Annotated in this window: 31 protein-coding genes; 12 read left to right on the top strand and 19 right to left on the bottom strand. The window is 68.0% G+C overall.

Going from position 1 to position 25,237, the window contains the following annotated elements:
• Window positions 1–45: 45 nt before the first annotated feature.
• Both AC5JBD_RS06055 and AC5JBD_RS06050 read right to left on the bottom strand, forming a co-directional pair.
• A complete protein-coding gene (locus tag AC5JBD_RS06055) occupies window positions 46–1,059 on the bottom strand; it encodes an inorganic phosphate transporter (RefSeq protein ID WP_495720859.1) in 1,014 nt (337 codons plus the stop codon).
• A 7-nt stretch (window positions 1,060–1,066) separates the two neighbouring features.
• Window positions 1,067–2,182, bottom strand: coding sequence for a DUF47 family protein (locus tag AC5JBD_RS06050; RefSeq protein WP_495721194.1), 1,116 nt, complete (start codon window positions 2,180–2,182; stop codon window positions 1,067–1,069).
• A gap of 180 nt (window positions 2,183–2,362) precedes the next feature.
• On the opposite strand from AC5JBD_RS06050, the gene AC5JBD_RS06045 reads away from it, so the two are divergent.
• Window positions 2,363–2,668: a hypothetical protein gene (locus tag AC5JBD_RS06045; protein WP_495720858.1), complete on the top strand. Its 306-nt coding sequence runs from the start codon at window positions 2,363–2,365 to the stop codon at window positions 2,666–2,668.
• On the opposite strand, the gene AC5JBD_RS06040 is transcribed toward AC5JBD_RS06045, so the two are convergent.
• Window positions 2,665–3,420: a helix-turn-helix domain-containing protein gene (locus tag AC5JBD_RS06040; protein ID WP_495720857.1), complete on the bottom strand. Its 756-nt coding sequence runs from the start codon at window positions 3,418–3,420 to the stop codon at window positions 2,665–2,667. The genes AC5JBD_RS06045 and AC5JBD_RS06040 overlap by 4 nt on opposite strands.
• A 182-nt stretch (window positions 3,421–3,602) precedes the next feature.
• Here AC5JBD_RS06040 and AC5JBD_RS06035 point away from each other — a divergent pair, with 182 nt between their 5' ends.
• Window positions 3,603–3,800, top strand: coding sequence for a PspC domain-containing protein (locus AC5JBD_RS06035; RefSeq protein ID WP_495720856.1), 198 nt, complete (start codon window positions 3,603–3,605; stop codon window positions 3,798–3,800).
• Between the two features lie 10 nt (window positions 3,801–3,810).
• Complete coding sequence (gene purT, locus AC5JBD_RS06030; RefSeq protein WP_495720855.1) at window positions 3,811–4,983, top strand: formate-dependent phosphoribosylglycinamide formyltransferase; 1,173 nt, start codon at window positions 3,811–3,813, stop codon at window positions 4,981–4,983.
• On the opposite strand, the gene AC5JBD_RS06025 is transcribed toward purT, so the two are convergent.
• The 4 genes from AC5JBD_RS06025 to AC5JBD_RS06010 form a co-directional block, all read right to left on the bottom strand.
• The gene (locus AC5JBD_RS06025) at window positions 4,980–6,113 is read right to left on the bottom strand and encodes an NAD(P)/FAD-dependent oxidoreductase (RefSeq protein WP_495720854.1); all 1,134 of its coding nucleotides are present in this window, start codon (window positions 6,111–6,113) and stop codon (window positions 4,980–4,982) included. The two genes, purT and AC5JBD_RS06025, sit on opposite strands and share 4 nt — an antisense overlap.
• Window positions 6,114–6,184: 71 nt before the next feature.
• A complete protein-coding gene (locus tag AC5JBD_RS06020) occupies window positions 6,185–7,075 on the bottom strand; it encodes an alpha/beta fold hydrolase (protein ID WP_495720853.1) in 891 nt (296 codons plus the stop codon).
• Window positions 7,072–7,788, bottom strand: coding sequence for a sterol desaturase family protein (locus tag AC5JBD_RS06015; RefSeq protein ID WP_495720852.1), 717 nt, complete (start codon window positions 7,786–7,788; stop codon window positions 7,072–7,074). Before AC5JBD_RS06015 ends, AC5JBD_RS06020 begins: the two co-directional genes overlap by 4 nt.
• Before the next feature lie 112 nt (window positions 7,789–7,900).
• The gene (locus tag AC5JBD_RS06010) at window positions 7,901–8,881 is read right to left on the bottom strand and encodes a cell wall hydrolase (RefSeq protein WP_495720851.1); all 981 of its coding nucleotides are present in this window, start codon (window positions 8,879–8,881) and stop codon (window positions 7,901–7,903) included.
• Window positions 8,882–9,101: 220 nt separating this feature from the next.
• Between AC5JBD_RS06010 and AC5JBD_RS06005 the strand changes: the two genes are divergently transcribed.
• On the top strand, window positions 9,102–9,890 hold the full coding sequence (locus tag AC5JBD_RS06005; RefSeq protein WP_495720850.1) for an inositol monophosphatase family protein: 789 nt from the start codon (window positions 9,102–9,104) through the stop codon (window positions 9,888–9,890).
• A gap of 102 nt (window positions 9,891–9,992) precedes the next feature.
• On the opposite strand, the gene hisIE is transcribed toward AC5JBD_RS06005, so the two are convergent.
• From hisIE to AC5JBD_RS05965, 8 genes are all read right to left on the bottom strand, one after another.
• Window positions 9,993–10,637, bottom strand: a complete 645-nt coding sequence (gene hisIE, locus AC5JBD_RS06000; RefSeq protein ID WP_495720849.1) for a bifunctional phosphoribosyl-AMP cyclohydrolase/phosphoribosyl-ATP diphosphatase HisIE — start codon at window positions 10,635–10,637, stop codon at window positions 9,993–9,995.
• Entirely contained in the window at window positions 10,613–11,380 is a 768-nt protein-coding gene (hisF, locus tag AC5JBD_RS05995; RefSeq protein WP_495720848.1) for an imidazole glycerol phosphate synthase subunit HisF, read from the bottom strand. Before hisF ends, hisIE begins: the two co-directional genes overlap by 25 nt.
• The gene (locus tag AC5JBD_RS05990; protein ID WP_495720847.1) at window positions 11,367–12,092 is read right to left on the bottom strand and encodes a 1-(5-phosphoribosyl)-5-[(5-phosphoribosylamino)methylideneamino]imidazole-4-carboxamide isomerase; all 726 of its coding nucleotides are present in this window, start codon (window positions 12,090–12,092) and stop codon (window positions 11,367–11,369) included. Before AC5JBD_RS05990 ends, hisF begins: the two co-directional genes overlap by 14 nt.
• Entirely contained in the window at window positions 12,089–12,673 is a 585-nt protein-coding gene (gene hisH, locus AC5JBD_RS05985; protein ID WP_495720846.1) for an imidazole glycerol phosphate synthase subunit HisH, read from the bottom strand. The genes AC5JBD_RS05990 and hisH overlap by 4 nt, the downstream gene beginning before the upstream one ends.
• 142 nt (window positions 12,674–12,815) lie before the next feature.
• A complete protein-coding gene (gene hisC / locus AC5JBD_RS05980) occupies window positions 12,816–14,474 on the bottom strand; it encodes a histidinol-phosphate transaminase (RefSeq protein ID WP_495720845.1) in 1,659 nt (552 codons plus the stop codon).
• Window positions 14,471–15,766: a histidinol dehydrogenase gene (gene hisD, locus AC5JBD_RS05975; protein WP_495720844.1), complete on the bottom strand. Its 1,296-nt coding sequence runs from the start codon at window positions 15,764–15,766 to the stop codon at window positions 14,471–14,473. The genes hisC and hisD overlap by 4 nt, the downstream gene beginning before the upstream one ends.
• Window positions 15,766–16,653, bottom strand: a complete 888-nt coding sequence (gene hisG, locus AC5JBD_RS05970) for an ATP phosphoribosyltransferase (RefSeq protein WP_495720843.1) — start codon at window positions 16,651–16,653, stop codon at window positions 15,766–15,768. The genes hisD and hisG overlap by 1 nt, the downstream gene beginning before the upstream one ends.
• Window positions 16,650–16,976, bottom strand: a complete 327-nt coding sequence (locus AC5JBD_RS05965; protein WP_495720842.1) for a YerC/YecD family TrpR-related protein — start codon at window positions 16,974–16,976, stop codon at window positions 16,650–16,652. The genes hisG and AC5JBD_RS05965 overlap by 4 nt, the downstream gene beginning before the upstream one ends.
• A gap of 278 nt (window positions 16,977–17,254) precedes the next feature.
• On the opposite strand from AC5JBD_RS05965, the gene AC5JBD_RS05960 reads away from it, so the two are divergent.
• Window positions 17,255–17,593: a UrcA family protein gene (locus AC5JBD_RS05960; RefSeq protein WP_495720841.1), complete on the top strand. Its 339-nt coding sequence runs from the start codon at window positions 17,255–17,257 to the stop codon at window positions 17,591–17,593.
• Window positions 17,594–17,649: 56 nt separating this feature from the next.
• Here the strand turns inward: AC5JBD_RS05960 and AC5JBD_RS05955 are convergent, their stop codons facing one another.
• Entirely contained in the window at window positions 17,650–17,820 is a 171-nt protein-coding gene (locus AC5JBD_RS05955; RefSeq protein ID WP_495720840.1) for a hypothetical protein, read from the bottom strand.
• 89 nt (window positions 17,821–17,909) lie between these two features.
• Between AC5JBD_RS05955 and AC5JBD_RS05950 the strand changes: the two genes are divergently transcribed.
• Both AC5JBD_RS05950 and AC5JBD_RS05945 read left to right on the top strand, forming a co-directional pair.
• Entirely contained in the window at window positions 17,910–18,785 is an 876-nt protein-coding gene (locus AC5JBD_RS05950) for an alpha/beta hydrolase (RefSeq protein WP_495720839.1), read from the top strand.
• Window positions 18,786–19,010: 225 nt separating this feature from the next.
• Window positions 19,011–19,325, top strand: a complete 315-nt coding sequence (locus AC5JBD_RS05945; protein WP_495720838.1) for a UrcA family protein — start codon at window positions 19,011–19,013, stop codon at window positions 19,323–19,325.
• 39 nt (window positions 19,326–19,364) lie between these two features.
• Here AC5JBD_RS05945 and AC5JBD_RS05940 read toward each other — a convergent pair whose 3' ends face one another.
• Both AC5JBD_RS05940 and AC5JBD_RS05935 read right to left on the bottom strand, forming a co-directional pair.
• Complete coding sequence (locus tag AC5JBD_RS05940; protein ID WP_495720837.1) at window positions 19,365–20,114, bottom strand: LytR/AlgR family response regulator transcription factor; 750 nt, start codon at window positions 20,112–20,114, stop codon at window positions 19,365–19,367.
• Window positions 20,107–21,285, bottom strand: a complete 1,179-nt coding sequence (locus AC5JBD_RS05935) for a sensor histidine kinase (protein ID WP_495720836.1) — start codon at window positions 21,283–21,285, stop codon at window positions 20,107–20,109. Before AC5JBD_RS05935 ends, AC5JBD_RS05940 begins: the two co-directional genes overlap by 8 nt.
• Window positions 21,286–21,434: 149 nt before the next feature.
• On the opposite strand from AC5JBD_RS05935, the gene AC5JBD_RS05930 reads away from it, so the two are divergent.
• The 3 genes from AC5JBD_RS05930 to AC5JBD_RS05920 all read left to right on the top strand — a co-directional run bounded on the left by AC5JBD_RS05930 (window position 21,435) and on the right by AC5JBD_RS05920 (window position 23,245).
• Window positions 21,435–22,214 carry a transglutaminase-like domain-containing protein gene (locus AC5JBD_RS05930; RefSeq protein WP_495720835.1) on the top strand — a complete coding sequence of 260 codons (780 nt, stop codon included), beginning with the start codon at window positions 21,435–21,437 and terminating at the stop codon, window positions 22,212–22,214.
• Window positions 22,215–22,255: 41 nt separating this feature from the next.
• Window positions 22,256–22,423, top strand: a complete 168-nt coding sequence (locus AC5JBD_RS05925) for a hypothetical protein (RefSeq protein WP_495720834.1) — start codon at window positions 22,256–22,258, stop codon at window positions 22,421–22,423.
• Window positions 22,424–22,696: 273 nt separating this feature from the next.
• The gene (locus tag AC5JBD_RS05920; protein WP_495720833.1) at window positions 22,697–23,245 is read left to right on the top strand and encodes a hypothetical protein; all 549 of its coding nucleotides are present in this window, start codon (window positions 22,697–22,699) and stop codon (window positions 23,243–23,245) included.
• A 49-nt stretch (window positions 23,246–23,294) separates the two neighbouring features.
• Here the strand turns inward: AC5JBD_RS05920 and AC5JBD_RS05915 are convergent, their stop codons facing one another.
• Window positions 23,295–24,227, bottom strand: a complete 933-nt coding sequence (locus AC5JBD_RS05915; RefSeq protein ID WP_495721193.1) for a methyltransferase — start codon at window positions 24,225–24,227, stop codon at window positions 23,295–23,297.
• An 86-nt stretch (window positions 24,228–24,313) separates the two neighbouring features.
• Here AC5JBD_RS05915 and AC5JBD_RS05910 point away from each other — a divergent pair, with 86 nt between their 5' ends.
• Complete coding sequence (locus AC5JBD_RS05910; RefSeq protein ID WP_495720832.1) at window positions 24,314–24,745, top strand: OsmC family protein; 432 nt, start codon at window positions 24,314–24,316, stop codon at window positions 24,743–24,745.
• Window positions 24,746–24,849: 104 nt separating this feature from the next.
• Window positions 24,850–25,155, top strand: a complete 306-nt coding sequence (locus AC5JBD_RS05905; protein WP_495720831.1) for a glycine zipper 2TM domain-containing protein — start codon at window positions 24,850–24,852, stop codon at window positions 25,153–25,155.
• Window positions 25,156–25,237: the final 82 nt, after the last annotated feature.

The raw sequence follows: 25,237 nt of genomic DNA, 5'->3' as shown, positions 1-25,237 counted from the left end.
GCGATGGCGGCAGGCCTTTTCGTATACCTTCAGTTCAAATCAACTTTACAGGAGCGTGCCTGCTGCCGCCGCGACAAGGTAGAAGCCTGCGCCCACCAAGGCCGCCGCGGGCAAGGTGACGATCCAGGCGATGACGATATTGCCGGCGACGCCCCAGCGCACGGCCGAGGCGCGGCGGGCGGCGCCGACGCCGACGATGCAGCCGGTGATCGTATGGGTGGTCGAGACCGGGATGCCGAGCGAGGTCGCCGAGAACAGCATGATCGCGCCGCCGGTCTCGGCGCAGAAGCCCTGGTGCGGCGTCAGGCGCGTGATCTTGGAGCCCATCGTGTGGACGATCCGCCAGCCGCCGAGCAGGGTGCCGAGGCCCATCGCCGCCTGCGCCGACAGCACGACCCAGAAGGGCACGTAGAATTCGGAGCCGAGAAGGCCTTGGCTGAAGAGCAGGACGGCGATGATGCCCATCGTCTTCTGCGCATCGTTGCCGCCATGGCCGAGCGAGTAGAGCGCGGCGGAGACGAGCTGCAGCCGGCGGAAAATTCGGTCCGCGAACGGGGCGTTGACTCGCTTGAAGATCCAGGACGTGAGCGCGACGAGGAGCAGGGCGACGAGCATGCCGATGGTCGGCGACAGGAAGATGGCGACGGTGGTCTTGGTGACGCCGGACCAGACGACCGCCGATAACCCTGCCTTGGCCGTGCCGGCGCCGAGCAGGCCGCCGATCAGCGCGTGGCTGCTGCTCGACGGAATGCCGAGCATCCAGGTGACGACGTTCCAGGTGATCGCGCCCATCAAGGCACCGAAGATGACGGCGGGATCGATGATGCCCGGATCGACGATCCCCTTCCCCACCGTCTCGGCGACATGGAGGCCGAAGAACAGGAAGGCGATGAAGTTGAAGAAGGCCGCCCAGGCGACCGCCACCTGCGGCCGCAGCACGCGCGTCGAGACGACGGTGGCGATCGAATTGGCGGCGTCGTGAAGGCCGTTGAGGAAATCGAACAGCAAGGCGACGCCGATCAGGGCGGCGAGCAGCGGGAAGGCGAGGGTCGCGTCCATGCCGGCGTCAGGCGTGGTCGATCACGATGCCGTGGATTTCGTTGGCGACGTCCTCGAACCGGTCGAGCACCCGCTCCAGGTGACTGTAGACCTCGCGGCCGATGAAATAGGCCATCGGCTTCGCCTCGCCATGTGCCTTGAAGATGGCCTTGAGCCCGTCCGCGTGGAGATCGTCGGCCGCGCCTTCGAGATGCACGACATTCTCAGTGATCCTGTCCAGCATGCCGGCATTCTTCCCGACCGAGCGGAGCAGCGGCACGGCCTCTGCCACCAGCCGCGCCGCCTGGCCGGCGAGGGCCGCCATCTCGCACATCTGCGGCTCGAATGCGGTGACTTCGTAGAGCGTGATCGACTTGGCGGTGCCGCGCATCTCGTCGATCGCATCGTCCATCGCTGAGATCAGGGCGGTGATCGCGCTGCGATCGAACGGCGTGATGAAGCTTCGGCGCACGGCAACGAGCACGTCACGGGTGATCGCGTCAGCCTGATGCTCGAAATCGGTGATCGCGTCGCAGGCCTGGGCGATCGGGATCTGGCCAGCGAACATCGCCCCCATCGTGTCGGCGCCGCTGACCAGGGTCGCGGCGTGCCGGGCGAACATCTCGAAGAAGCCGTCCTCGCGCGGCATGATGCGTTTGAACAGGTTCAGCACGGAAAACCTCGAGGGCGGCGGCGGCGGAGCGGAGAGCGCCGCGAGCGGCACGGCGGTAGCCGCCGTCGGCGGCGGGGTAAAGCCGCGGATCAGCTCCTTGAGGCCCGCTTCGTCGACCGCTTCGACCGCCTCCGCACGGGTGAACCAGCGCCATTCGCGCTGGTGCCGCTCCGGCCACTCGCCGCTCTGGACGGTGGTGCGGAGCGGGAAGACATGGACGTTCGCGGTGACGCTGCTGCCGTTCCGCCGGCCCTTCTCGTAGCGATAGGCGCCGACCTCCTCGGACGAGACTAGGCCCGTCAGCCCCGCTTCCTCATAGGCCTCCTGAGCGGCGGACTGGGCCGGCGAAAGCCCGGGGATCGGATTGCCGCGCGGAATGATCCAGCGGCGGGTCGAGCGCGAGGTGATGAGCAGGAAGCGCGGCTCGCCGTCATGGCCGACGTCATAGGCCAGAACTCCATATTGCCTGATCATGGGAGCGCTCCTGCGTGCCGACGCACGGGCGTTAGCAAGCGACCGCGGGGCCCGTCCACCTGAGCCGGCACCCAAGCTTGGCAACGGTTATTCGCAGGCCGCTCTTCACCTTGCCTTAGGCTGCAGCCGCCACGGTGCGGCTCGAAGTCGTCGCGTAAGCCGGTCCGGAGAGTCCAATTGTCGCTTCCCTCGCCTCTCCAGCGCATCGAGGAGGCCCTGCGCGAGGCCGGTGTGGAGAAGGAGGGCCTTGCCGAAGCTCTCCTCGAAGCCTCTCGATCAGACGAACTCAACCGCAGGCAGCTGATGAGCCGAACCGAGGCCGCGTTTCGGGAGGGCTTCCTCCTCGGCAAGCGCTGGCCGAAATTCGCGCCCTATGCGGCCGACATCTGGCGCAAGAGCGACGTCTACGGGCGATATTTCGGTAAGAAGGCAGCCGATCCCGCGGCGGATCAACGCTACGCCCGCTATAACGACCTCGCCTAGCCCAGCGACGGGAACAAGGCGTAACGGCCGGCGGCGACCTGGTCGACGCAGCGCCTGTATTCGTCGAAACATTGCATGCCCGTGCGAATAAGGCCGAGCACCGGCTCCGCACCGGGCTTCACCGGGATAAGAGTGATCGGCGAGGAGGCAGGGATGAGCTGCGACCCGGCCCCGACGGCGAGCGTCGTCAGAATGCCGCTCATCGAGCCCTGGATGTTCGGCCGCCCGAGCAGGATCATCCGATGCTGACCCGACGTGTTGGTGACGAGATAGATGTGCCCTGAAATATAGGGGAAGGAGACCAGCCCCTTCTGCGTGAAGTCGCTGTCGAGGCGCGACGCCTCGGCGAAGGTCAAGAGCTCGCGTTCCTCGTCCCAGCTGATGAAGGTCAAATAGGCGTAGACGGCGCCGACCTCCTCGATCGAAGGGCGCAGCGTCAGATACTGGCCCTCCAGCCATTGCACCGCCGGGCGGGCGTAGGCGCCAAGCTCGTCGGGAGCGAGGCCGCTCTGATGGTGCGGGTCGGCGTCATTGGCGGCGTTGCCGCGCAGCTTCATGTCGAGCGCCTCTTCGAGCCGGACGACGGTACCGAGGGTGAAGCGGCGGCGGCCGGCCAGCGCTTTTTCAAGCGTCGAGATGCTGATCCGCGCCTCGTCCGCCAGCCACTGGCGCGAGAGCCGGCGCCGTGCGAGCTCCTCCCGCACCTTCATGGCGACCGCGTCGCTTTGGCCCTCATCAATCTCGTCGTGCACGAATCCACCCCTTGGTCAGGACTGCTTTCCGCACATTTCCGCACATCTCGTCAACTTCTTGCCAGCTTCAAACATAAAGGATCGTTACGGTGGCGGTGATTTGCCGACACTTCCTCTCGAAAAGACGGAGCCGGGGGCGCAAAGCCGCACTGTCGGCATGGGAGCCGATTGGGGAGTGTAAGATGAACCGCGAGCACAAGCTCGACCGTGAAGAGGCTGTGCTGATGGGGGTCTGCGCGCGCCTTGCCGAGAGGGCGGACGTCAACCCGCTGCTGGTGCGCGTCAACGCCGTGCTGATCGGCCTGCTGCTCGCGCCGGTCGTCGTCCCCGCTTATGTGCTCGCCGGACTGGTCTTTGGGAGGCGGACGCTGGCCTGCTAAGGCGGGCGCCATGACGTTCACCGCCAGGATCATGCTGCTCGGCTCGGGAGAACTGGGCAAGGAATTCGCCATCTCCGCCAAGCGGCTCGGCTGCTTCGTCATCGCCTGCGACAGCTATGCCGGCGCACCCGCCATGCAGGTGTCGGACGCGTCCGAGGTCTTCTCGATGCTCGATGCCGAGGCGCTGGGCGCCGCGATTGACCGCCACCGGCCGGACATGATCGTGCCGGAGGTCGAGGCGATCCGTACCGAGGTGCTCCAGGATTACGAGCAAAGGGGCTTCACAATCGTGCCGTCCGCGCGGGCGACGGTGATGACGATGAATCGGGATGCCATTCGGGATCTCGCTGCCGACAAGCTCGGCCTGCGCACCTCGCGCTACCGCTTCGCCGAGAGCTGGGAGGAGACCGAGGCTGCGGCCAGGCATACTGGCCTCCCCTGCGTCATCAAGCCGGTCATGTCCTCCTCCGGCAAGGGCCAGACCACCGTCCGCACGCCGGACGAGCTTCGCGCCGCCTGGGACTATGCCGTCGCCAACATGCGCGGCGACCGGGCGCGGGTGATCGTCGAGGAGTTCGTCGACTTCGACTATGAGATCACCCTGCTGACGGTGCGGACGCGGGATGGCGTGCTCTTCTGCCCGCCGATCGGCCATCGGCAGGAGCGCGGCGACTATCGCGAGAGCTGGCAGCCTGCCGCCATGTCGGAACAGGCGCTGGCCGACGCGCAGGAGATGGCGCGAAAGGTGGTCGACGATCTCGGCGGCTACGGCCTGTTCGGCGTCGAGTATTTCGTGCGCGGCGAGGAGGTGATCTTCTCCGAGCTGTCGCCGCGGCCGCACGATACCGGCATGGTGACGCTCATCTCGCAGAACCTGTCCGAGTTCGACCTCCACGCCCGCGCCATTCTCGGCCTGCCGATCCCGTCGATCCAGCTGCGCGCGCCGTCCGCCTCGGCCGTGATCCTCGCCGACCGCGACGCCGACGCATTCCGCATCCAAGGCCTCGCCGATGCGCTGGCGCTCGGAAGCGACGAGGCGGAAGTGGACGTGCGCATCTTCGGCAAGCCGGTCACCCGCCCCTATCGCCGCATGGCCGTCGCGCTGGCTACAGGCGAGACCACTGACGCCGCACGCGAGCTGGCGAAGGCGGCCGCGGATCGGGTGACGATCGACTACAACTAGGCGAGCAGGCGCTCCGGCAGGATCTGCTCGGGCGCGACGCCGAGTTCCGTCAGATCGGACGGCCAGTCGCGGCCGGTCACGAGGTTTTCGGCGATGGCGGCCATGGCGGGGGCGGTCTGGAGGCCGTAGCCGCCCTGGCCGGCCAGCCAGAAGAAGCCCGGTGCGTCCGGTGCGAAGCCGGCGGTGGGGACGCGATCGGCGGTGAAGGTGCGCAGGCCCGCCCAGCGGTGGGCGATGCGGCTGACGCTGAGACTGGTATATTCCTCCAGCCGCCAGGCGGCGAGGGCGAGGTCGTATTCCTCGGGCTGCGCGTCGCAGGGATAGTCGGGGACCTCGTCCACGGGAGACGCCATCAAGCGACCTGCTTCGGGCAGCATGTAGAATTCGTCCGTGGCCGTCTTGATGAAGGGCCAGGCACTCACGTCCGGCTCGGCAGGCGGATCGATGACGATGATCGTCCGGCGCCTGGGGGCCAGGCCAAGCGGGCGCACGCGGGCCATCTCAGCGATGCGGTCGGCCCAGGCGCCGGCGGCGTTCACGACGACCGTCGCGCTGAAACGCTCGCCGCCGGCCTCGACCTCCCAATCAGTCCCGGCTCGGCGTAGCCCCGACACGCGCGCGCCCGTCCTGACTTCGCCGCCTCGGGCGCGGAGCTGGCGCGCATAGCCTTGCAGGAGCGCGTCGGCATCGAGCTTGAGACCGCCGCTGTCGAGCACTCCGGCCACCACCGCGCCCGCACCCGTCTTAAGGATCGGGCAGATCGACCGCATCTCCGCCTCGCCCACCCTGCTCGTCGTGTCGGTGAAGCGCCGCATCTCCGTCTCGAGCGCGTCGAGCGCCGGCAGCATCTCCTCGCGGGCGATGAACAGGGCGCCGGCGGCGCGGGCGATCGGCACCTCGGCCAAGCCGTCCGGCGGATCGAGGAAGAAGCTGCGGCTGAACGAGGTGAGGCCGCGCACCGCACGGTCGCCGATGCCGTAATGGGCGAAGGTCGCGCTGCGGCCGGAGCTGTGATAGCCGACCGCCTCCTCCGCCTCGAGCACGACGGCGCGGCCATGGGATGCGAGGGCGGCCGCCGCGGAGAGACCCGCAATGCCGCCGCCGATCACGATGAAGTCCGCCGTCGTCATGCGCGCGCTGTCGGGCTGAACGGAGCTTGAGGTCAATGCCCGGCTCCATCCAACGCGAACATGAGCGAGGCTTAGCGGTCGAGGAACCTCGCCAGCACCGGCCCCACTTCCTCCGGCCGCTCCATGTTGAGGTTATGGCCGAGATCCGGGAAGACGTGCGCCTCGGCCACCGGATAGGCCTTCACCAATGCGGCGTGATGCTCGGCGGTGAAGAAGGGGTCCTTGCCGCCGGACAGGATCAGGACCGGTGCCTTGATGTCGGGCGCGAAGCGGCCGATCGGCACCTCCACCAGCTCCCGCATCACGCCCCGCCAGACCTGCAGCGGCACGGCTGCTGTCTCTCGGTCGGCGAAGGCGAGGAAGGCGCGATCGACAGGTGTCGGGCTTCCCGAGGGGCTCCAGCCGCGCATGAACTCCGAGCCGAGCGCAGGCGGCGCCTTGAAGGCGATCACCTCACGGTAGAAAGGATCGTCACGCCTCATCGGCGGCAGAGCGGTCGAGCCGATCAGGACGAGCTTGCCGACCCGCTCCGGATGCTCGGCCGCGATCCACTGCCCGACCATGCTGCCGAGCGAATGGCCGATCACGTCCGCCGTGCTTATGCCCTTGGCGTCGAGGAGCAGCATCGCGTCATGAGCGAAGGCGGAGGTGGAGTAGCAGCAGGCCGGCTTGTCCGATCCGCCGTGGCCGCGCTGGTCGGGGATGAGCAGGCGATGCTTCAACAGATGCGGCGCAAGGATGGTCCATGCGCGGCTGCTGTCGGTCCAGCCGTGAAGCAGCAGGACCGGCTTGCCCTTCGGATCGCCCATCTCGACGTAGGAAAGGGTGATGCCGCTGGCGAGCTTCACCTGCTGCTTGCGGGCGGTCCAGCCGGCCTGATCGATCGGCGCGGCGATGGCGGGGCTCGCGAGCGTCATGATCACGCCCGCGAGGATGCAGAGGGCTGCGAGAATGCGGTTCATGCGATCGCCTTTCCGGTCAGCATGGCGCCGAGCTTCTTGGAGGCGCCGTCGTAGAAGCCGGCCTCGAAGTCGCATTCGCGGGGGTTGCGGAAGGTGCCGAAGATCATGTCGATAAGCGGCAGGTCGCTGTAATTGTAGCGATGCTCGCCGCGGCGATGATGGAGCGTGTGGCTCTCCGGACGGACGATCAGATAGCCGAGCCAGTGCGGCGTCCTGATATTGGCGTGCTGGAACATCGACAGGAAGGTGACGCCGAGGCTGACGATCACCGCCGCCTCGCCGCTGATGCCGAAGCCGAGCACCAGGCAGAGGCTGCCGAGGAAGGCCCAGCCGATCATGTCGAGCGGGCTGAAGTAGAAGGCGCCCCAGATGTCGACCCGCTCGGCGCTGTGATGCATCTGGTGGAACCAGCGCCACAGCAGGTCCGTGCCGTGCATGGTGCGGTGCCAGACATAGATGCCGAGCTCGATGACGAGGAAGGCCCCGATCACCTGCACCGCCAGCGGCAGGACGGTCGCATCGACAAGACGATACTGGCCGAGCAGCCCGTCCCACAGCAACGGCGCGTTGATGGAGATGGCGAAATAGAAAGCGGTGGAGACGATCCCCTTGAGGCGCCAGTTACGGATCCTCGGGAAGATACGCGCGCCGGCGACGAGATCGAGCAGCGCAAAGGCGGCGAACAGCCCCAGCGCGATATAGAGTGTGAGCATGTGTTCCCTCCCGTATGTTGTGGGAGGCGCTGTAGGGCGCTGCCATTGGGAGGACCGTTTGAGGCAGCGTTGAAATTGGGCGGAGGCGGTGAGATCCGCCGTTGGAAAGCAGCTATTCGGCGGGCTGCTCGGCGGGGACCGGTGCTGGTGAACGGAGCTTGATCGCGCCGGAATTGCGGTAGCGCTCGCGCACGGTCGACTGCGGCAGGCCGAGTTCGGTCAGCTTCACCTTGGGCAGGTTGTCGGGCGGGGCGGTGACCAGGGTCGCGAGGGGATCGTCCGCCGCGGCCTCCGGCGCCGGGCGGATGATGTCGGCGAGCGTCAACGGCAGCTTGGTCGCGGAATCCTGCGCGTTTTGCCGGGCGAGCGCGCCGACGCCGGGTTCGACACCCGCATAGGCCTGGCGGAAGGCCACCGGCTGTCCCCAGGCGCCGCCCCAGCGGTAGAAGATGTGGGACCCGATCACGGCTGACTTGACCAGGCTCGACGCCCAGTAAGGCAGCACCGCGACGGTATGGTAGTGGGTGGCGTGGCCGACCGGACCGTAGACCCTGCCGGCCAAGGCCTCGGCGGCGATGCGGCGCGCGCGGGCCCAGCTCGGGCCACCCGCGGGCAATGCGAGCGAGCCGTCGCAGGTGAAGGTGAACTGGCAGCCGGTGTTGCGCTCCGAGCCCTGATAGATGACGCCGCAGACGGTCGAGGGATAGGTCGGATGGCGCAGGCGGTTGAGCACGACCTGGGCGACCGCGCGCTGGCCCTCCTCGGTCTCGGAGCGCGCTTCGTAATAGATGGCCTGGGCGAGGCAATCGAGCGAGCGGAGCTGGTCGGCGGGGGTGCGGCCGCGGAAGACGATCGATGCAGCGCGCGGATTGGGCAGGGTCGACAGCGGGATGGAGGCGTTGATCGCGATCGCCTCGACCGGCGCCACCGGCTTCAGCAGCAGCGGCTCGGGCGGTGGCGGCGGCGCCTTGGCGAGCGCGAGTGCGGCATCCGACGCGAAAGCGGGTCCTGCGCGAGTCGCGCCTTCGGGCACGCACGATGCAGTGGCGATCATCGTAAAAAGGCCGAGCGCGCCGAGGCCGTGCAGTTGCAACCTGCCTCCTGCTTTCAGTTTTTCCACCGACGCTCGCATGAAATGCCGACAATCCCGCTATACTGGGCTGGGCGTAACGTCCTCTACCTGCTTTGCTTCCCGCTGAGGACGGCGCTTTTTCGCCTGTCCCGATACGGTACAGAACTGAAAAAGACGTTGATGCGTTGGGCATTCCAAAAGGGGATTCCCATGTGCCGGCCAGCCTGACAAAGCGCCCGCAATGACAGCCACTTCCTTCGTCGATTTCGCGTTCGCGCTGGCCGATGCCGCGCGCGGCGTGACCATGTCCGCCTCCGTGAAGCTCACCGCGGAGGACAAGAATGGCGGCGGCGTGTTCGACCCGGTGACCGAATCGGACCGCGGCGCGGAGCGGGCGATGCGCGCGCTGATCGAATATCGCCACCCCAATCACGGTATCAGCGGCGAGGAATATCCGGAGCGGCGCGCGCGCGGGCGCTACGTGTGGAGCCTCGACCCGATCGACGGGACGCGCTCCTTCCTGTGCGGACTGCCGAGCTGGACGACCTTGATCGCGCTGCTTGACGAGGGAAAGCCGGTGCTCGGCGTCATCGACGCGCCGCGGATGAGGGAGCGGTTCCTCGGCGTGTCCGGTGCAACGCGGCTGATCGGCGACAAAGGCGAGACCGCGCTGACTACGAGCGGCTGCACGCGGCTCGACGAGGCGCGGATCACGACGACCAACCCCTATCTCTTCGCAGGTGCGGAGAAGGATGCGTTCGAGCGGTTGCGGGCGGCGGCGCGGCTGACCGTGTTCGGCCACGACGCCTACGGCTATGCCCGGGTCGCGGCGGGAACGATGGATCTGGTGGCGGAATCGGGGCTGAAGCCGCACGATTATAACGCCCTGATCCCCGTCGTTCGCGGCGCCGGGGGCGTGATCGGCAACTGGCGGGGCGAGAACGATTTCAGGGCCGGCCAGGTCGTGGCGGCGGCGACGCAGGAACTGTTCGACGAAGCGGTGGCGATCCTGAGAAGCGCTGCAGCCTGACCTCCCCTCCCGGATTCCCGGGAGGGGATCGAGGGGTGGGCACGAGGCGGCGAAGCCGCGAGCTCTGTCAAGGAAGGGCCCACCCCCTGCCCCTCCCTGTAATCAGGGAGGGGGGAGCTCGTGGCGCCGTGCCAGTTCGGAGGCGATGTCTTCCCAGGTGAAGCCGCGGGCCTGCATCAGGACGGTGAGGTGATAGAGCAGGTCAGCGGTCTCCGAAACGCATTGCGCCGCGTCGCCGGTGGCGCCGGCTAGCGCGACTTCCACTCCCTCTTCGCCGATCTTCTGGGCGATGCGAATCGGCCCCTGCTCTAGAAGCTGGGCGGTGTAACTTTCCGATGCGTCGGCGCCAGCGCGTTGCTCCACGATCTCCGCGAGCTTGCCTAGCCAGCCCACGCCGCTGGGCCCGGCTGCGGAGAAGCAGCTCGTGGTGCCGAGGTGGCAGGTCGGCCCGGCGGGTTTCGCTTCGATCAGGAGGGCGTCGCCGTCGCAGTCGGGACGCACGGCTTCAATCGAGAGGCGGTTTCCGCTCGTTTCCCCCTTCGTCCAGAGGCGGTCTTTCGAGCGGCTGTGGAAGGTGACGAAGCCGGTCTCCAGCGTCTGCGCGAGAGCCTCGCGGCTCATATAGCCGAGCATCAGCACCTGGAGCGTGCGCGCATCCTGGACGATGGCGGGGAGGAGCCCGTCCATCTTGTCCCAGGCGAGGCCGCCCACCTCCTCGGCGCTCAGCGGCGCATTTCGATCCCGCATTGGGCGAGATACTCCTTGAGATCGGGAATGGCGACGATGCGGTCGTGGAAGACCGTCGCGGCGAGAGCGCCGCTCGCGTCCGCTTCCTCGAAGACGGTGCGGAAATGCTCCGGAGCGCCGGCACCGCCCGAAGCGATGACGGGGACCGGCGCGGCTTCGGCGACGGCGGCGGTATGGGCGACGTCGTAGCCGGTGCGGACGCCGTCCTTCTTCATGCAGTTGAGAACGACCTCCCCTGCCCCGCGCTCGGTCGCCTCGCGCACCCAGTCGAGGGTGCGGAGGCCGGTGTCGCGGCTCTTCTCGGGGCTGCCGGTATATTGGTGGACGTAATAGTCGCCCTCCGCCTCGAAGCTGTCGACGCCGAGGACCACGCACTGGCTGCCGAAGTCCTTCGCCAGCTCCTCGATCAGCTCCGGCCGCTCGAGGGCGGGCGAGTTGATCGAGACCTTGTCGGCACCGTTGGCGAGGCAGGCGGTGGCCTGTTCGCGGGTGCGGATGCCACCGGCGACGGCGAAGGGGATATCGATGACGGCGGCGACGCGGCGGACCCATGACGTGTCCAGGCTGCGCCCTTCCGCGCTGGCGGTGATGTCGTAGAAGACGAGCTCGTCGGCGCCCTCGTCACGGTAGCGCAGGGCGTGCTCGACGATGTCGCCGATGTCGCGATGGTCGCGAAACTGCACGCCTTTCACGACGCGGCCGTCCTTCACGTCCAGGCAGGGAATGATCCTACGCGCCGGCATCGATCGCTTGCTTTAGGTCGATCCTCTGCTCCCAGAGCGCCTTGCCGACGATCGCCCCGGCCGCGCCCGCAGCCTTCAGGTCCCTGAGGTCATCGAGCGAGGAGACCCCGCCCGAGGCCTGGACGCAGAGATGCGGAAGGCGGCGCGCGACCTCCGCGATAAGCTCGCAATTGGGACCCTTGAGCATGCCGTCGCGGCCGATGTCGGTGACCAGCAGATGCTTGGCGTTGGGATAGAGTTCGGCGATCTCCCAGAGGCTCTTGCCGGACCGTTCGGTCCAGCCTCCGGTGGCGACGATCGGCTCGCCCTCCTCCATCTTCACGTCGAGCGCGAGCGCGATCCGCTCGCCGCCGAAGCGGTCGAAGAGTTCGCCTGCCTTGGCAGGGTCCTTCACGGCGAGGCTGCCGACCACGACGCGGTCGACGCCGGCATCGAAGACGCGGGTGAAATGCTCGGGCTCACGGAAGCCGCCGGCAACCTGCAGCTTCACCGAGACGGACAAGGCGATGTCGACGATCATGCCGTGCTGGCGCGGTGCGCCCTCCCGCGCGCCGTCGAGGTCGACGACATGCGCCCATTCGGCGCCGGCCTGTTCGAAGCCGAGCACCGCCTCGGCGGGATCGAGCATGTAGGAGGTGACGTCGTCGAAGCGGCCCTGCGCGAGGCGCACGCACTGGCCGCCCATCAGGTCCATGGCGGGATAGATGATCATGATCCTGCAACGAACCTTTCGAGAAAACGAGCCCCGGCCTTTCCCGACCGTTCCGGATGGAATTGGGCGCCGAGGAAGTTGGCCTTGCCGACCACTGCCGGAATCTCGCGGCCATAGTCGGCGGAAGCGAGGACGTGCGGACCGGGATCGCAGGCGTAGGAGTGGGCGAAATAAACGTAATCGCCGGCCGCGAGGCCCGGCACCTCGCCGTCGAGCGTCAGCTTGCTCCAGCCCATGTGCGGCACCGGGCGTTCACGCGTCGGCTCAAGCCGGCGGACCTGCCCGGCGATGATGCCGAGACACTCCACGTCTTCCTCGTCCGAGCGCTCGAACAGGAGCTGCATGCCCAGGCAGATGCCGAGCACGGGCTGCTTCAGCGCCTTCAGGGGCTCGCGCAGGCCGAGCGCCTCGATGCGGCGCATCGCATAGCCGGCGGCGCCGACGCCGGGCAGGACGACCCGGTCGGCGGAGGCGATCGCCTCCGGGTCTGCCGTCGTGACCATGTCCAGCCCCAGCCGCTCGAAGGCGATCGCCACCGAGCCGATATTGCCGCAGCCGACATCGACAATGGCGAGCTTCATTCTCCCCTCCCTGATTTCAGGGAGGGGTCGGGGGTGGGCGCGAGCGCACCAGCGCGAGCTCCGGCCGCCATGGCGGGCTCGCATGCCGTGGGCCCACCCCCTGCCCCCTCCCGGAAATCCGGGAAGGGAGGATAAGAGGTTTTCACAGGACGCCCTTGGTGCTGGGCAGCGCATCGCCGTCGCGCTTCACCGCCTGGCGGAGGGCGCGGCCGAAGGCCTTGAAGCAGGCTTCGGTCTTGTGGTGGTCGTTCTCGCCAGACACGCGGACGTGGATGGCGGCGCCGAGGCTGTCCGCGAAGGAGCGGAAGATGTGGCGCGTCATCTCGGTCGGATAGGCGCCGATATGGCTTGCCTCGAACGTGCCTTCGAAGACGCTGTAGGAGCGCCCGGAGAGGTCGATGAGGACGTGAGCCTCGGTCTCGTCCATCGGCAGCGAGAAGCCGAAGCGGCCGATGCCGCGCCGATCGCTGAGCGCCTTGCCCAAGGCCGCGCCGAATGCGAGGGCGCAGTCCTCCAGGCTGTGATGGGCGTCGATGTCGAGATCGCCGTCGCAGGCGAGCGTCAGCGAGAAGCCGCCATGCGCGGCGACCTGGTCGAGCATGTGATCGTAGAAGGGGATGCCGGTGTCGATCCTGCGGGGGGCGTCGGCGTCGAGGTCGATGGCGACGGCGATCTTCGTCTCCTTCGTGTCCCGCACGATTTCTCCGCGGCGTGCGGGTGCGACCTCGACTTCGATGCCGAAGGCGGCGAGGGCGGCCTCATTCTCCGCGTCGGTGCCGATCGTCAGGCGGACGCCGCCAGGAGCGGCGTTGGGCCGGAACCGGATGCGGATGCCGAGGGCCTGCAGCTTCCTCGCCAGCGCTTCGGGGTCGTCTACTTCGAGGAACAGGAAGTTGCCGCCGCCGCTGCGGACGGATTTCACGATCGGGGAGGCGGCGAGCGCGGACGCGAGGCGCTCGCGGTCGGCCTTGATCTGCTCGATTCGCTGCCGGTGGACGGGACGGCGTGAGGGCGAAAGCCCGACCAGCGCCGCCTGGATGGCAAGGGTCGGCAGCGGATATGGCGGCAGAGCGCGCGAGATGAGGGCGATCAGTTCCGGAGTGCCGATCGCGCAGCCGATGCGCGCACCCGCCAAGCCGTACGCCTTTGAGAGAGTGCGCAGGACGACCAGGTTCGGGCGACGCGCGGCCTCGGCGGCGAGGCTCTCCATCTCCGAAAACTCTATATAGGCTTCGTCGAGGACGATGATCGTGTCCGGCAGCGCTTCGGCAACCCGCAGGATGTCGCTAGGCGGGACCGGGTTGCCGGTCGGGTTATTGGGCGAGCAGATGAAGGCCAGCTTCAGCTCCGCTCGGCCGCTCACAGCCTCGAGGAAAGCATCGGGATCGAAGTCGAAGCTGGCGTTAAGAGGTGCCTCGATCACCCCGGCGCCCTGGAGGCGGGCGAACTGGGCATAAGCCGAGAAGGTCGGCGGGCAGATCGAGATCGCGTCCACGCCCGGGCGGCAGAACGTGCGGATCAGGATGTCGATTGCATCGTCCGCGCCGCGGGTGACGACCAGATTCTCCGGCCCGACGGCGTAGAGCGCGGCCATCACCCGCCGCAGTTCCGCCGGCTGAGGCTCGGGGTAGCGGTTGAGGTTGGCGGCGAGGCTGCCCTCGACCAGCGGCGGGAACGGGTTCTCGTTGGCGTCGAGCTTGATCGCGCCCGAAGAGAAGATTTCGTTCGCCTGGGCGGCGATGTCCACCGGCGGCAAGGCCAGGATCTCCGGACGGGCGAGGCGCTGCAACAGGCTCGTCATGCGGCGCGCTCCAGCCGTGCCTCGCCGGCGCGGGCATGGGCTTCCAGCCCTTCGAGCCTCGCGAGAGCCGCGGCGGGGGCGGCGATGGCGCGGGCGGCGCCGGGGCTCACCTGCTGGATGGTCATCGCCTTGAGGAAGGTGTGGACCGAGACGCCGCTCCAGCTCCGCGCCGCGCCGTCGGTCGGAAGGACGTGGCTGCTGCCGGCGAGATAATCCCCGAACGTCTCCGCGGCGTTGTGACCGGCGAAGACGGCGCCGGCATTGCGGATGCGCGGGAGCAAAGGCTCAACGTCGTCAACGGCGAGGGAGAGGTGCTCCGGCGCATAGGCGTTCGCCACCTCCACCGCCTCGGCAGGCGAACGGACGAGGATCGTCCGTCCTTGTGCGAGCGAAGTCTCGGCAATGTCGCGGCGCGGCAGGAGCGGGAGTTGCTTCGACAGCTCCTGCGCGACGATGCCGGGAAGCGAAGCGGAAGTGGTGACCAGCAGCACCTGCGCGGCTGGGTCATGCTCGGCCTGGCTGAGCAGGTCGGCGGCAACCGTGCGCGGGTCCGCGCTGTCGTCGGCGATCACCAGCAGCTCGCTGGGTCCGGCCGGCATGTCGATCGCCGGGCCACCGGGCAGACCAGCGACATAGGTCTTGGCTTCGGCGACCCAGGCGTTGCCGGGCCCGCAGATCTTCGCGACCGGCGGGATGTCGCCGACACCGAAGGCGAGCGCCGCCACCGCCTGCGCGCCGCCGAGCGTCCAGACCGCTTCGATGCCGCACAGCTCGGCGGCCAGAGCGACGACCGGATCGAGGCCACCGCCCGGCCGTGGCGGGGTGACGACGACGATATCCTCGACGCGTGCGGCGCGCGCGGGAATGGCGAGCATCACGAGGGTCGAGAAGAGCGGCGTCCTGCCGCCGGGTATGTAGAGGCCGACACGGTCGAGCGGGCGCCAGACCTTGCGGCAGAGGAGGCCCGGCATCGTCTCCACCGCATGCTCGGCCGGGACGCTGCCGCGGTGAAAGGCCTCGATATTCCGATGGGCGAGTTCGATCGCCTCGATCTGCTCGGGCGCGAGAGTGCGGCGCGCCTGGGCGGCAACGGGTGCCGTCTCGACCCGCCGCGGCGCCTCTCCGTCGATCCGCTCGGCGATGCTGGAAAGGGCGGGCCAGCCGCCCTCCCGGACCTCGTCGACAATGCTGCGCACGGCAGCGAGCAGCGCCGGGTCCCGCCGCGCGATCGGTCTCGCCAGCGCGGCGCGCCGATCGGCCTCTCCGAGACCGCTCCAGTCGAGCCGCCGCATCACATCATCATCTTTTCGATCGGCATCACCAGGATCGCCGAGGCGCCGGCGCCCTTGAGCTTCTGCAGCGTCTCCCAGAAGACCGATTCCTGGCAGACGGCGTGGACGGCGAAGTGGCCGGGGCGGCCGACCAGCGGGATCACCGTCGGCGATTCCGCGCCGGGCAGGATGGCGGCGATCTCGTCCAGCGCCTCCTCCGGCGCATTGAGCATTATATATTTTGAATCCTGGGTGGCGAGCACGCCGTCGATGCGGCCGAGCAGGCGCCCGGCAAGCTCCGCCTTGTCGCCGGGCAGGGGCTTCAAGGTGCGGATCAGCACCGCCTCGCTTTCGAGCACGGTCTCCACCGGCCGCAGCCCGTTCGCCTCCAGGGTGGCACCGGTCGACACGAGATCGCAGACAAAGGTGGCGATGCCGAGCCGCGGCGCCAGCTCCACCGCTCCGTTCATCTTCACCACGGCCGCGGCGACGCCGGCGCGGTCGAGAAAATCCTGCAGGATACGCGGATAGGAGGTGGCGATGCGGGCGCCGGCCAGGCTCTCCGGTCCGTCGTAGGGCAGCCGTTCGGGTGCGGCGAGCTTCAACGCGCAGCGGCCGAAGCCGAGCGTCGCCACCACTTCGAAGCGCGGCTCCGCTTCGCCCAGCGCGAATTCGTCGAGCACATTGCGGCCGACGATGCCGAATTCGCAGACGCCATCGGAGACGAAGGTCGGAATGTCGTCGTCGCGGACGAACATCAGGTCGATCGGGAAGTTCTCGACCCGCGCGGCAAGGTCGTTCTTGCCGTTCTGGATGCGCAGGCCCGCATCGCGCAGCAGGCCCCGGCTGAGCTCGGACAGCCGGCCGGACTTCTGGATGGCGAGGTGGAGGCGCCCTTCCGAGATCATTCGCCGCCCCCGACCCGCTGGATGGCCTTGCGATAGGCCTGGTGCGGCTCCTGGCGGAGGAAGCGGGCGACGCGAACGATGGTGGTCGTGCTGACGCCCGTCGCGTCATGGATCTCGCGATAGGAGAGCTCGCCTTCCTCGAGCAGCCGGGCGACGTGCCAGCGCTCGGCGAGCGTGCGCACCTCGGCGGGGGTGCAGAGATCCGCGAGCAGTGCGGACATCTCCGCGGCCGTCTCCGGCGTCAGCAAAGCGGCGCAAAGGTCGCGCGCCAGCACGTCGCGGTCGCGACTAGGTTCGATCCTGCTTTTCTGCGCGGTGGGCATCGGCTTGTTACACCGTGTTAATACGTTGGAACGGGCCACTACCGATTCGCCGCGCCTGCGGCAAGCGGATTCTTCGTTGCGGGCGCTCGACCTTCGTCGCGCCGCCCCGGCCGTTCGTCGCGTCCGAAAGCCCTTCGCCGAGCCCATCGGACCCCGGTCGCAGAGGGCGCGCATTGCCGCCGCGGGCTGGTTACGCACCACTCATCGGCAGGCCGTCTCGGCTGAAGTTCCCGGGCCGGGGCGGTCTGTCGAACCACCGCAGTCTGGAAGGAACGAACATGTCAAAGCTGGTGTCTATCGCACTCGCCGCCGCCGCAGCCTTCGCTGTGGTCTCCACCTCCACTCCCCTGTTCGCGGCCGAGCCGGCGCTGGTCTACGAGACCGCCGCCGTGCCCTACCGCGACCTCAACCTGGCCAGCACCGACGGCCAGCAGCAGCTTCATCAGCGGGTGCGCGCCGCCGTTCGCAAAGTGTGCGGCGTCGAGAGGAGCCCGGCGCTCAACGAACACAAGGTCGTGCAGGGCTGCCGGACCGAGGCGTTCGCGTCGGCGCGGCCGCAGGTCGACAAGGTGCTCGCCGGGCACCGGCCGCAAGTCATCATCGCCGCCAGTCGCTGAACTGGCTCTTCAGCGGCTGCGGCAGGCGGCGGAGCGATGCTCCGCCGCCTCTTTCTTCAGTTCACGTTGGCGTCGGTGCGGGATTCGGTGCGCTGCTTGTCCGATCCCTTCGACTTCTGCTCGCCCTGGATCGCCTCGCCGCTGACGCCTTTCTCCCGCTCATGATCCTTGAGCGTCGGGTTGTGGTTGTTGTTGCTGCTTTTTCCGTTGCCGCTGTTGTCGCGCATCTTGCTTCTCCTTGTGCGGCTTCAACGAGGCTCGGCGGCAAGCGTTGCGCCTCTCCCCAAGTGCTGCGGCGGAGGCTATCGCAGGAGAGATGCGCCGTTCCCTCTCCCCGCTCCTGCTGCTGCTCGCCGCGAGCTGCTCCCCGCTCAAGACCTTCAATGCGCTGGTGCCGAAGGATGGCGGCGTCGCCATCGTCGCCAAGGACCAGATATTCCGCGAAGGCCCCCGCGGACGGCTGGACCTCTATGCGCCGCGCAGGCGAGGCGAGGCGCCCCTGCCGGTCATCGTCTTCTTCTATGGCGGGTCGTGGAACTCGGGCACCAAGGCTGGCTATGCCTTCGTCGGGCGTGCGCTCGCCTCCCGCGGCTTCCTGGTCGCGATCCCCGATTACCGGCTGGTGCCGGAAGTGCGTTTTCCTGCGTTTCTGGAAGACGGCGCAGCGGCGGTGCGATGGGTGCGGGCCCATGCCGCGCGGCACGGCGGTGATCCCGGCCGCATCGTTCTCGCCGGCCATTCGGCGGGCGCCTACAATGCCGCCATGCTGAGCCTCGACCAGCGTTGGCTCGGGCAGGATCGGGCGGCGGTGCGGGGCTTTGTCGGCCTTGCCGGCCCCTATGACTTCTTCCCCTTCGACCAGCCGGCGAGCCGGGCCGCGTTCGGAGAGGCGGCCGACCCGGCGGCGACGCAGCCGGTGCGCTTCGCAAGCGCCGGCGACCCGCCGTCACTGCTGCTCGTCGCAGGCAAGGACGATCTGGTCGGGCCACATAACGCCCGCAACCTCGCGGCTGCGCTGCGCCGCGCAGGCGTGCCGGTCGAGACGCGCACCTATGACCGGATCGGCCATGTCGGGATCATCACCGCTTTGTCGCGGCTGTTCCGGGGCAAGGCGCCGGTGCTGGACGACCTCACGGGATTCGCGCGGCAGGTGACCGCCGAGGAGCCGGCGACAATCGCCCCCGCAGCCTGAATCGCGGCGTCCTCGTTGCGGCTCTGGCACGTTCGTCGGAGCCGGGAGTCGCTTCGTCGGCACCGCCCGCATTCCGCAGAAATCTGCGGCCTTTACGTCGATCCGCGCGCGCTTTGAACCCGGGTGCGGGTTATCCAGGATCAGCGGCGCAGGGCTTCAGGGTCGTCTTCATCCCTCGATCGGCGGGCCTTGCGTCGCACCCGACATCAGACAGGCAGACAGGACATGATCGCACGTACTCTCGCCGCCATCGGAGCTTCGGCCCTCCTCCTCGCCACGCCGGCTTTCGCGCAGGACGAGCTGATGAGCGTCGAGGTACAGGTCGGCGACCTCAACCTCGCCAGCGTCGACGGCAAGGCCCAGCTCAATCGCAGGGTTGTGAGGGCAATGGGCGAGATCTGCGGCCAGCAGCCGCGCGAGCTCCGCCTGTATACCGGCTACGACAGCTGCCGCACCGAAGTTATGGCCGACGCCGACGCCAAGATCTCCGCCCTCAGCGGGCCGACGGTCCGCATCGCACTTGCCAGGCGCGCGCGCTAGAACCCCCTTCTGTCGCGGCTCCTGCAAGAGCTCGCCGAGCTATTTCCGCCCGGCGAGCTCTTTCGCATTGTGGAGGTAGAGCCGGCCGACCTTCTGCTCCTCGCCGGTCGGGAAGCGCGCATACCAGCGGCCGCTCTCGTCGCGGCGGAGGCCGACCACATAGTCGCGGCGGACGATCGCGGAACGGTGCAGCCGGACGAACTGGGTGGGATCGAGCTCTTCCTCAAGCTTGCCGATCGTGTGGTTGATCAGCCAGCTGCGCTGTCCGGCGTGGAGCCGCATATAGTCGCGCTCGGCGGTGATCCGGTCGACGTCGCGCGCGGCGAGGCGGACCAGCCCGCTCGGCTCCGACACCCAGAATTCCTCGATGTGGCGCGACTGCTGCTCGGGCGCCTTGGGCTGTGGGGGGCCGCCGAGGCGCTCGCGGGCACGCTCCAGCGCGCGGGCGAGCCGCTCCGGCGTCACCGGCTTCATCAGATAGTCGATCGCCTCGAGATCGAACGCACCGACGGCGAACGTGTCGAAAGCGGTCACGAAGATGACGAGCGGCGGCGTCTCCAGCCGGGACAGGGCGCGCGCCACGTCCATCCCGTCCATGCCCGGCATGGCGATGTCGAGGAGCAGCGCGTCCGGCGCGACGCCCTCGACCATGCGCAGCGCCGCATCGCCATCCGAAGCCGTCCCGACCAAGGTCACGTCGGTAAAGCGCGTCAGCAGCACCTGCAGCCGCTCGACCGCGAGCGGCTCGTCGTCCACCACCAGCACCCTCAGCGGTTTCGCCTCAGTCATTGCGCACCACCGGCATCGTCAGCACCACCCGGAATCCTCCACCTTCAATCGGCCCGTATCGGCAGCTCGCCGCATCGCCGAAGCGAGCCAGCAGGCGGTCGCGGACATTTGCGAGGCCGACGCCGGTGCCATGCTCGGCCTCGACGCGCTCGACCGCGCCCGCATCGTTCTCGATCACCAGCTTCACCCGACCCTCCTCCTCGGTTCCGCGGATGGTCAGGGTCACGACGTTCTTGGCGCGGGCGACGCCATATTTGATCGCATTCTCGATCACCGGCTGCAGCAGCAAGGCAGGTATGCGGGCGTTGCGGAGCGCCGGCGGGATCTCGATGTCGACGCGGAGCCGGTTCGGGAAACGCGCCTTCTCGATGTCCAGATAGAGCATCTGGAAGCGGATCTCGTCGGCCAGAGGCACGTCGGCGGCGGGATCGATGGTCAGCGTCGAGCGGAAGAAGTTGGAGAGGCTGAGGATCATCTTCTCCGCCTCCTCCTCGCGCCGGGTCATGATCAGCGAGGAGAGGCTGTTCAGCGTGTTGAACAGGAAGTGCGGATTGACCTGGTAGCGCAGCGCCCGAAGCTGCGCCGACTGCGCCGCCCGTTCAGCATCGGAAGCGCGCCGTTCCGCCAGGCGGAGCTGGTTGCCGGCGCTCATCGCCACATAGAAGGACGCCCAGGCGCCGAAGAAGAAATACCAGGTGACGGCGCCGTCGGCGATCGTGCGGGGCGCCTCGCGCAGCAGCAGCTCGCGCGCGTTGACCTGCATCGTCTGCCCGCCCGGCAGCACGACCTGGCGCACATCTGCCTGCCGCGCCGCGCCGCGCGCCACCTGGCGCTGCACCAGCGGCTCGTAGAGGAAGAAGGCGTTGAAGTTGAACGCGGAGTAAAGCAAAGCCGCCGGCACCGACGCGACCGCGGCGACGGTGATCATGCGCGACAGGCTGGCGCGGTTCGCAACCAACCGAAGCGCGAGATAGACGAGGAAGGTCAGCGCGACCCCGACGAGGATGCCGGCCGAGCGCCTCAGCAGCATCTCGTTGATGCCGTGGCCGATCACCAGCGCGCGCAGCATCACCGTCGCGAAATAGAAGAACCAGAAGCCGAGGATCGACTTGACCGCGAGCGGGAAATCCGAAAACCGGCCCTGGGGACGCGGCAAGGTAAGTGACGCCATCGGCCCTTCTTAGCCGGTGGAATCGCCGAACGCCGCAGCCAACATGCCGTTTGCAGAAAAAACCGGCAGGTTGGTCGAAACAGGACGTGCTTATAGGGTCCGGCGCCTCGGCAGGGTGCTGGCGAGTCGGTTCACGAAAGGGCGAGGCTATGCGGCTCAGGATCGACGCGACGCTGGATTATTATTTCCCCGCGCCCGCCGACGTGCTGCTGGCGCTGGAGGTGGCGCAGCTCCCCGACCAGCTGCTGGTCGAAGACAAGCTCACCGTATCCACTGGCACCCCGCTCACGCCCGTCGAAGGGCAGCAGAGCATCGGCCGCCGCACCTGGGCCGCCGGCGAAGGCGATTTCCTCGCCCATTACACCGCGACGGTGGACGTGGACCGGCCGCTGCCCGACATCGCCCAAATCCCCGCCGCGCCGCTGCGGGAGCTGCCCGGGCTCGTCATCCCGTTCCTCTGGCCGAGCCGCTATTGCCGCGCCGACAAGGCCCGCGATTTCGCGCTGGAGACGTTCGGCAGCCTCCAGGGCGGCGCGCAGGCGCTGGCCATGGCGGAATGGATTCGGACCAACATCGCCTACACGCCCGGCAGCAGCGACGGTGAAACCACCTCGGTCGATACCTTCCAGCAGAAAAAGGGCATCTGCCGCGACTTCGCCCATGTCATGATCAGCTTCTGCCGGACGCTCGGCGTGCCGGCGCGGATGGTGAGCGCCTATGCCTGGCAGCTCGACCCGCCTGACTTCCACGCCGTCGTCGAAGTCTATCTCCAGGGCGGCTGGCACCTCGTCGACCCGACCGGCCTCGCCCCGATCGAGGGGCTCGCCCGGATCGGCATCGGCCGGGATGCCGCCGACATCAGCTTCATGACCATCTTCGGCACCGCCGAGCTCAGGAACCAGGCGGTCAAGGTCGAACGGATCGATTGACGCCGCGCCACGTTGCTCTCGCATCAGCGAGGAGGCGCACGATGGTCGAAATCAAGAACCCGGTCGACGAGAAGGCGATGGCGAAGATGTCCGTCGCGCCGCCCGATCCCAAGGCCGGAAATCAGAGCGACACCCCTCCCGACAACGTGTCCGGTGCGACCGCTTCCGGCGTCGACGACGAGGATCCGCTTTCGGCACACCCAACCTGATCTGAGCACTCGCCGCTAATTAGCTGTGGATAAGCCGCTTTCTGTGGATAAGCGGCTTGCCAGGGGTAAATGCCGCAGATTCTTGCGCTTCCCGCTGTCCCGCTGTTGCACGCATGTGACAGTCGCGCCGCTCGCCCGAAAATTATCGTTAAAACAAGTTGCGACCCCGCCGTTTCTCTGATTCACTTTATGAACGGGGAGCGGATTTCTGGTTAAGCGCTTGGAAAGTCGTTTGGGCGCATGATCTCCGCGAAGGGCAAGAGGAGTGGGATCATGGCCACGAACACGAAGCCAGCGGATGGAGCGCTGACCCTGGCCGAAATGAAGGAATTCGCGAGCTTCTCGAAGGCGACGCAGCGTTATATCCGCCGCTCGCTCGACGTGGGGCTCGGCCGCCGGGACGCGATCAAGCGCTGGTCGCGCGACGTCGCCGAAGCCGCCAGCATCCGCGCCCAGGCCCGCATCTACCAGCGCCTCGATCATATCCGCGACTATGTGCCGGACGACAGCGGCCTGGAGGCGATGGAGCCGCTGATGGGCCCGCTCGTCACTATGACCGCTTTCGATCTCGGCCAGGACCGCCTTCCCGACTTCGCGTCGTTCCGCTTCCTCTACGAGCGGCTGATCGGCGCGGCGGTGCGGCCGTGGCTCCCCGGTGCCTTCTGCGCCGCTGCCGCGCTCCCGCACCTCCACCCGGAGAAGCGCCGCGTTCTGCTCCAGTCGATCAGCGAAGCCGCCGCGACCGCGCCGGGCTGGTCGAACCGCGAGCCGGCTTTCTACCCGGAATGGGTGGAAAAGGTCGACGTCACCGTCGCCGGCTGAACTTTTCCCAAAAAATGCGAAAGGCCGCTCCCCGCCCTGGAGCGGCCCTTTATTTTCTCTCGATCACCGCTCCCACCACCGCGATCCGCTCGACGTCGGCATAAGCCGGCGTCTCCAGCTCCTCCCCGAACACGTCCGGATCAATTTCGCGATAGCGCAATGTGCAGCCTAGCCCCGGCAGCGCCCGCTCCAATTCGTGTCGGAAGGGGTCCCGCCCATCGACGATCGCGACGCCCGTATAGAGCAGCATCCTCCCCCCCGGCTCCAGCCGCCGCGCCCCGGCGAGGCCCCAGTCGAGCGACAGCGCCGCACCATGCATGCTGCCGCCGTTGCGATAGGTGCGGTCGGACGGATCGATCATGTAGGGCGGGTTGGCGATGATGAGGTCGACCGCACCGGCCACGGCGTCGATACTCTCGCCTTCCACTAGCTCGACCTCCACGCCGGCATGGCGCCCATTGATCGCCGCCTTCCGCAGCGCCCTTGGATTGGTGTCGAGCAGGGTGATCCGCGCGCCCGGCACGTAAGGCGCGGCGAGGATGCCGCCGGCGCCGCTGCCGGCGCCAAGATCGACCAGCCGGGTGGCGCGCCCTCCTCGCGGCAGCTCGCTCCGGAGGAAATCGGCAAAGCGATACGTATCGGGTCCGAAGAAGACCGCGTCTTCCGCTTCCGTCGGGAAGGGCGAATGGAGAAACAGCCGCCCGTGGATCCGCGCCACCCGCACGCCGCTCTTCAGCAGCGCGCCTTCGCGGCGGAGCGATCCCGCCCGTTCCAGCAGGTCGCGTAGAGCTGGCGGCAGCACTTCCGCGGCGAAAGGCAGGCTCCAGCCGAATATGCCGCGAAGGTCCTGCGCCTCGCTCATCCCGGGTCGCGCCACCACCCGCTGATGGGTGGCAGGCGTCGGCGCGACGAAGTCGTAGCCGCGGCGTTCCAGCTCCGCGAGCAGCTCCAGCAGCGCATCCGCTGCCGCATCACCCTGCACCAATCGCCGTCTCCTCCTGTCTTTCGCGCGCCGATTGCACATCGCCGCCGTCATGGCCATGTGCGGCGGGTAACGAGGAGGATCACATGTTCACCCGCAGCGCATCGGCCCGCTATGACGGCCTCGGCAAGGACGGCAATGGCCACGTCTCGACCCAGTCGGGCGTGCTCGCCGATCAGGCTTACGGCTTCAATACCCGCTTCGGCGACGAGGCCGGCACCAATCCGGAGGAGCTGATCGCGGCCGCCCATGCCGCCTGCTTCACCATGGCGCTCTCCTTCGGCCTCGCCCGCGCCGGCTTCAGCGACGGCACCCTCGAAACCACCGCGCGGGTGAAGCTCGAAAAGGACGGCGACGGCTTCAAGATCAGCCGGTCGGACCTGCAGCTCGAGGCCACGGTGACCGGCATCGAGGCGGAGCGCTTCGCCGAGATCGCGCAGGAGGCGAAAGCGAACTGCCCGGTCTCCAAGCTGCTCAATGCCGAAATCACGCTGGAGCATCGGCTCGCCGCCGGCTGAGGGCGGCTGAACCCCGGCCTTCGCCCTTGTTGTTTTGGGTTCATGAAACCCATGCAACAAGCGCCGCGTTGTTCCATCCGAATAACGACAGAAGGATTAGGGGTATGCGTAAGATCATGATGGCCGCCGTCGCGGCTAGCCTCGCCATGCCGGTTGCGGTGCCGAGCCCGGCTTTCGCGCAGCGGGACGGCTATTATCACGGCAAGACCTGGCGGGATAACCAGGGGCGCCTCCGCTGCCGCCGCAAGAACGGGACCACTGGTCTGATCATCGGCGGCGCCGCCGGCGCGCTGGCGGGCCGGGCCATTGACGGCGGCCGCAACCGCACGGTCGGCACCATCGCCGGCGCCGCGGCGGGCGCGCTGCTCGGCCGCGAAGTCGACAAGAGCCGCGGCTTCCGCTGCCGCTGAGCGAATAATCCGCCCTCCCAGTATCTGGAGGCCGGGCTGCTTCGCTAACCTGAGGCAGTGAATTTTTCGAAAGGGCCGCGGA

Source organism: Allosphingosinicella sp., from assembly GCF_059502505.1.
The sequence above is the reverse complement of the archived record's forward strand: the minus strand, read 5'-3'. Positions and strand labels throughout refer to the sequence as shown.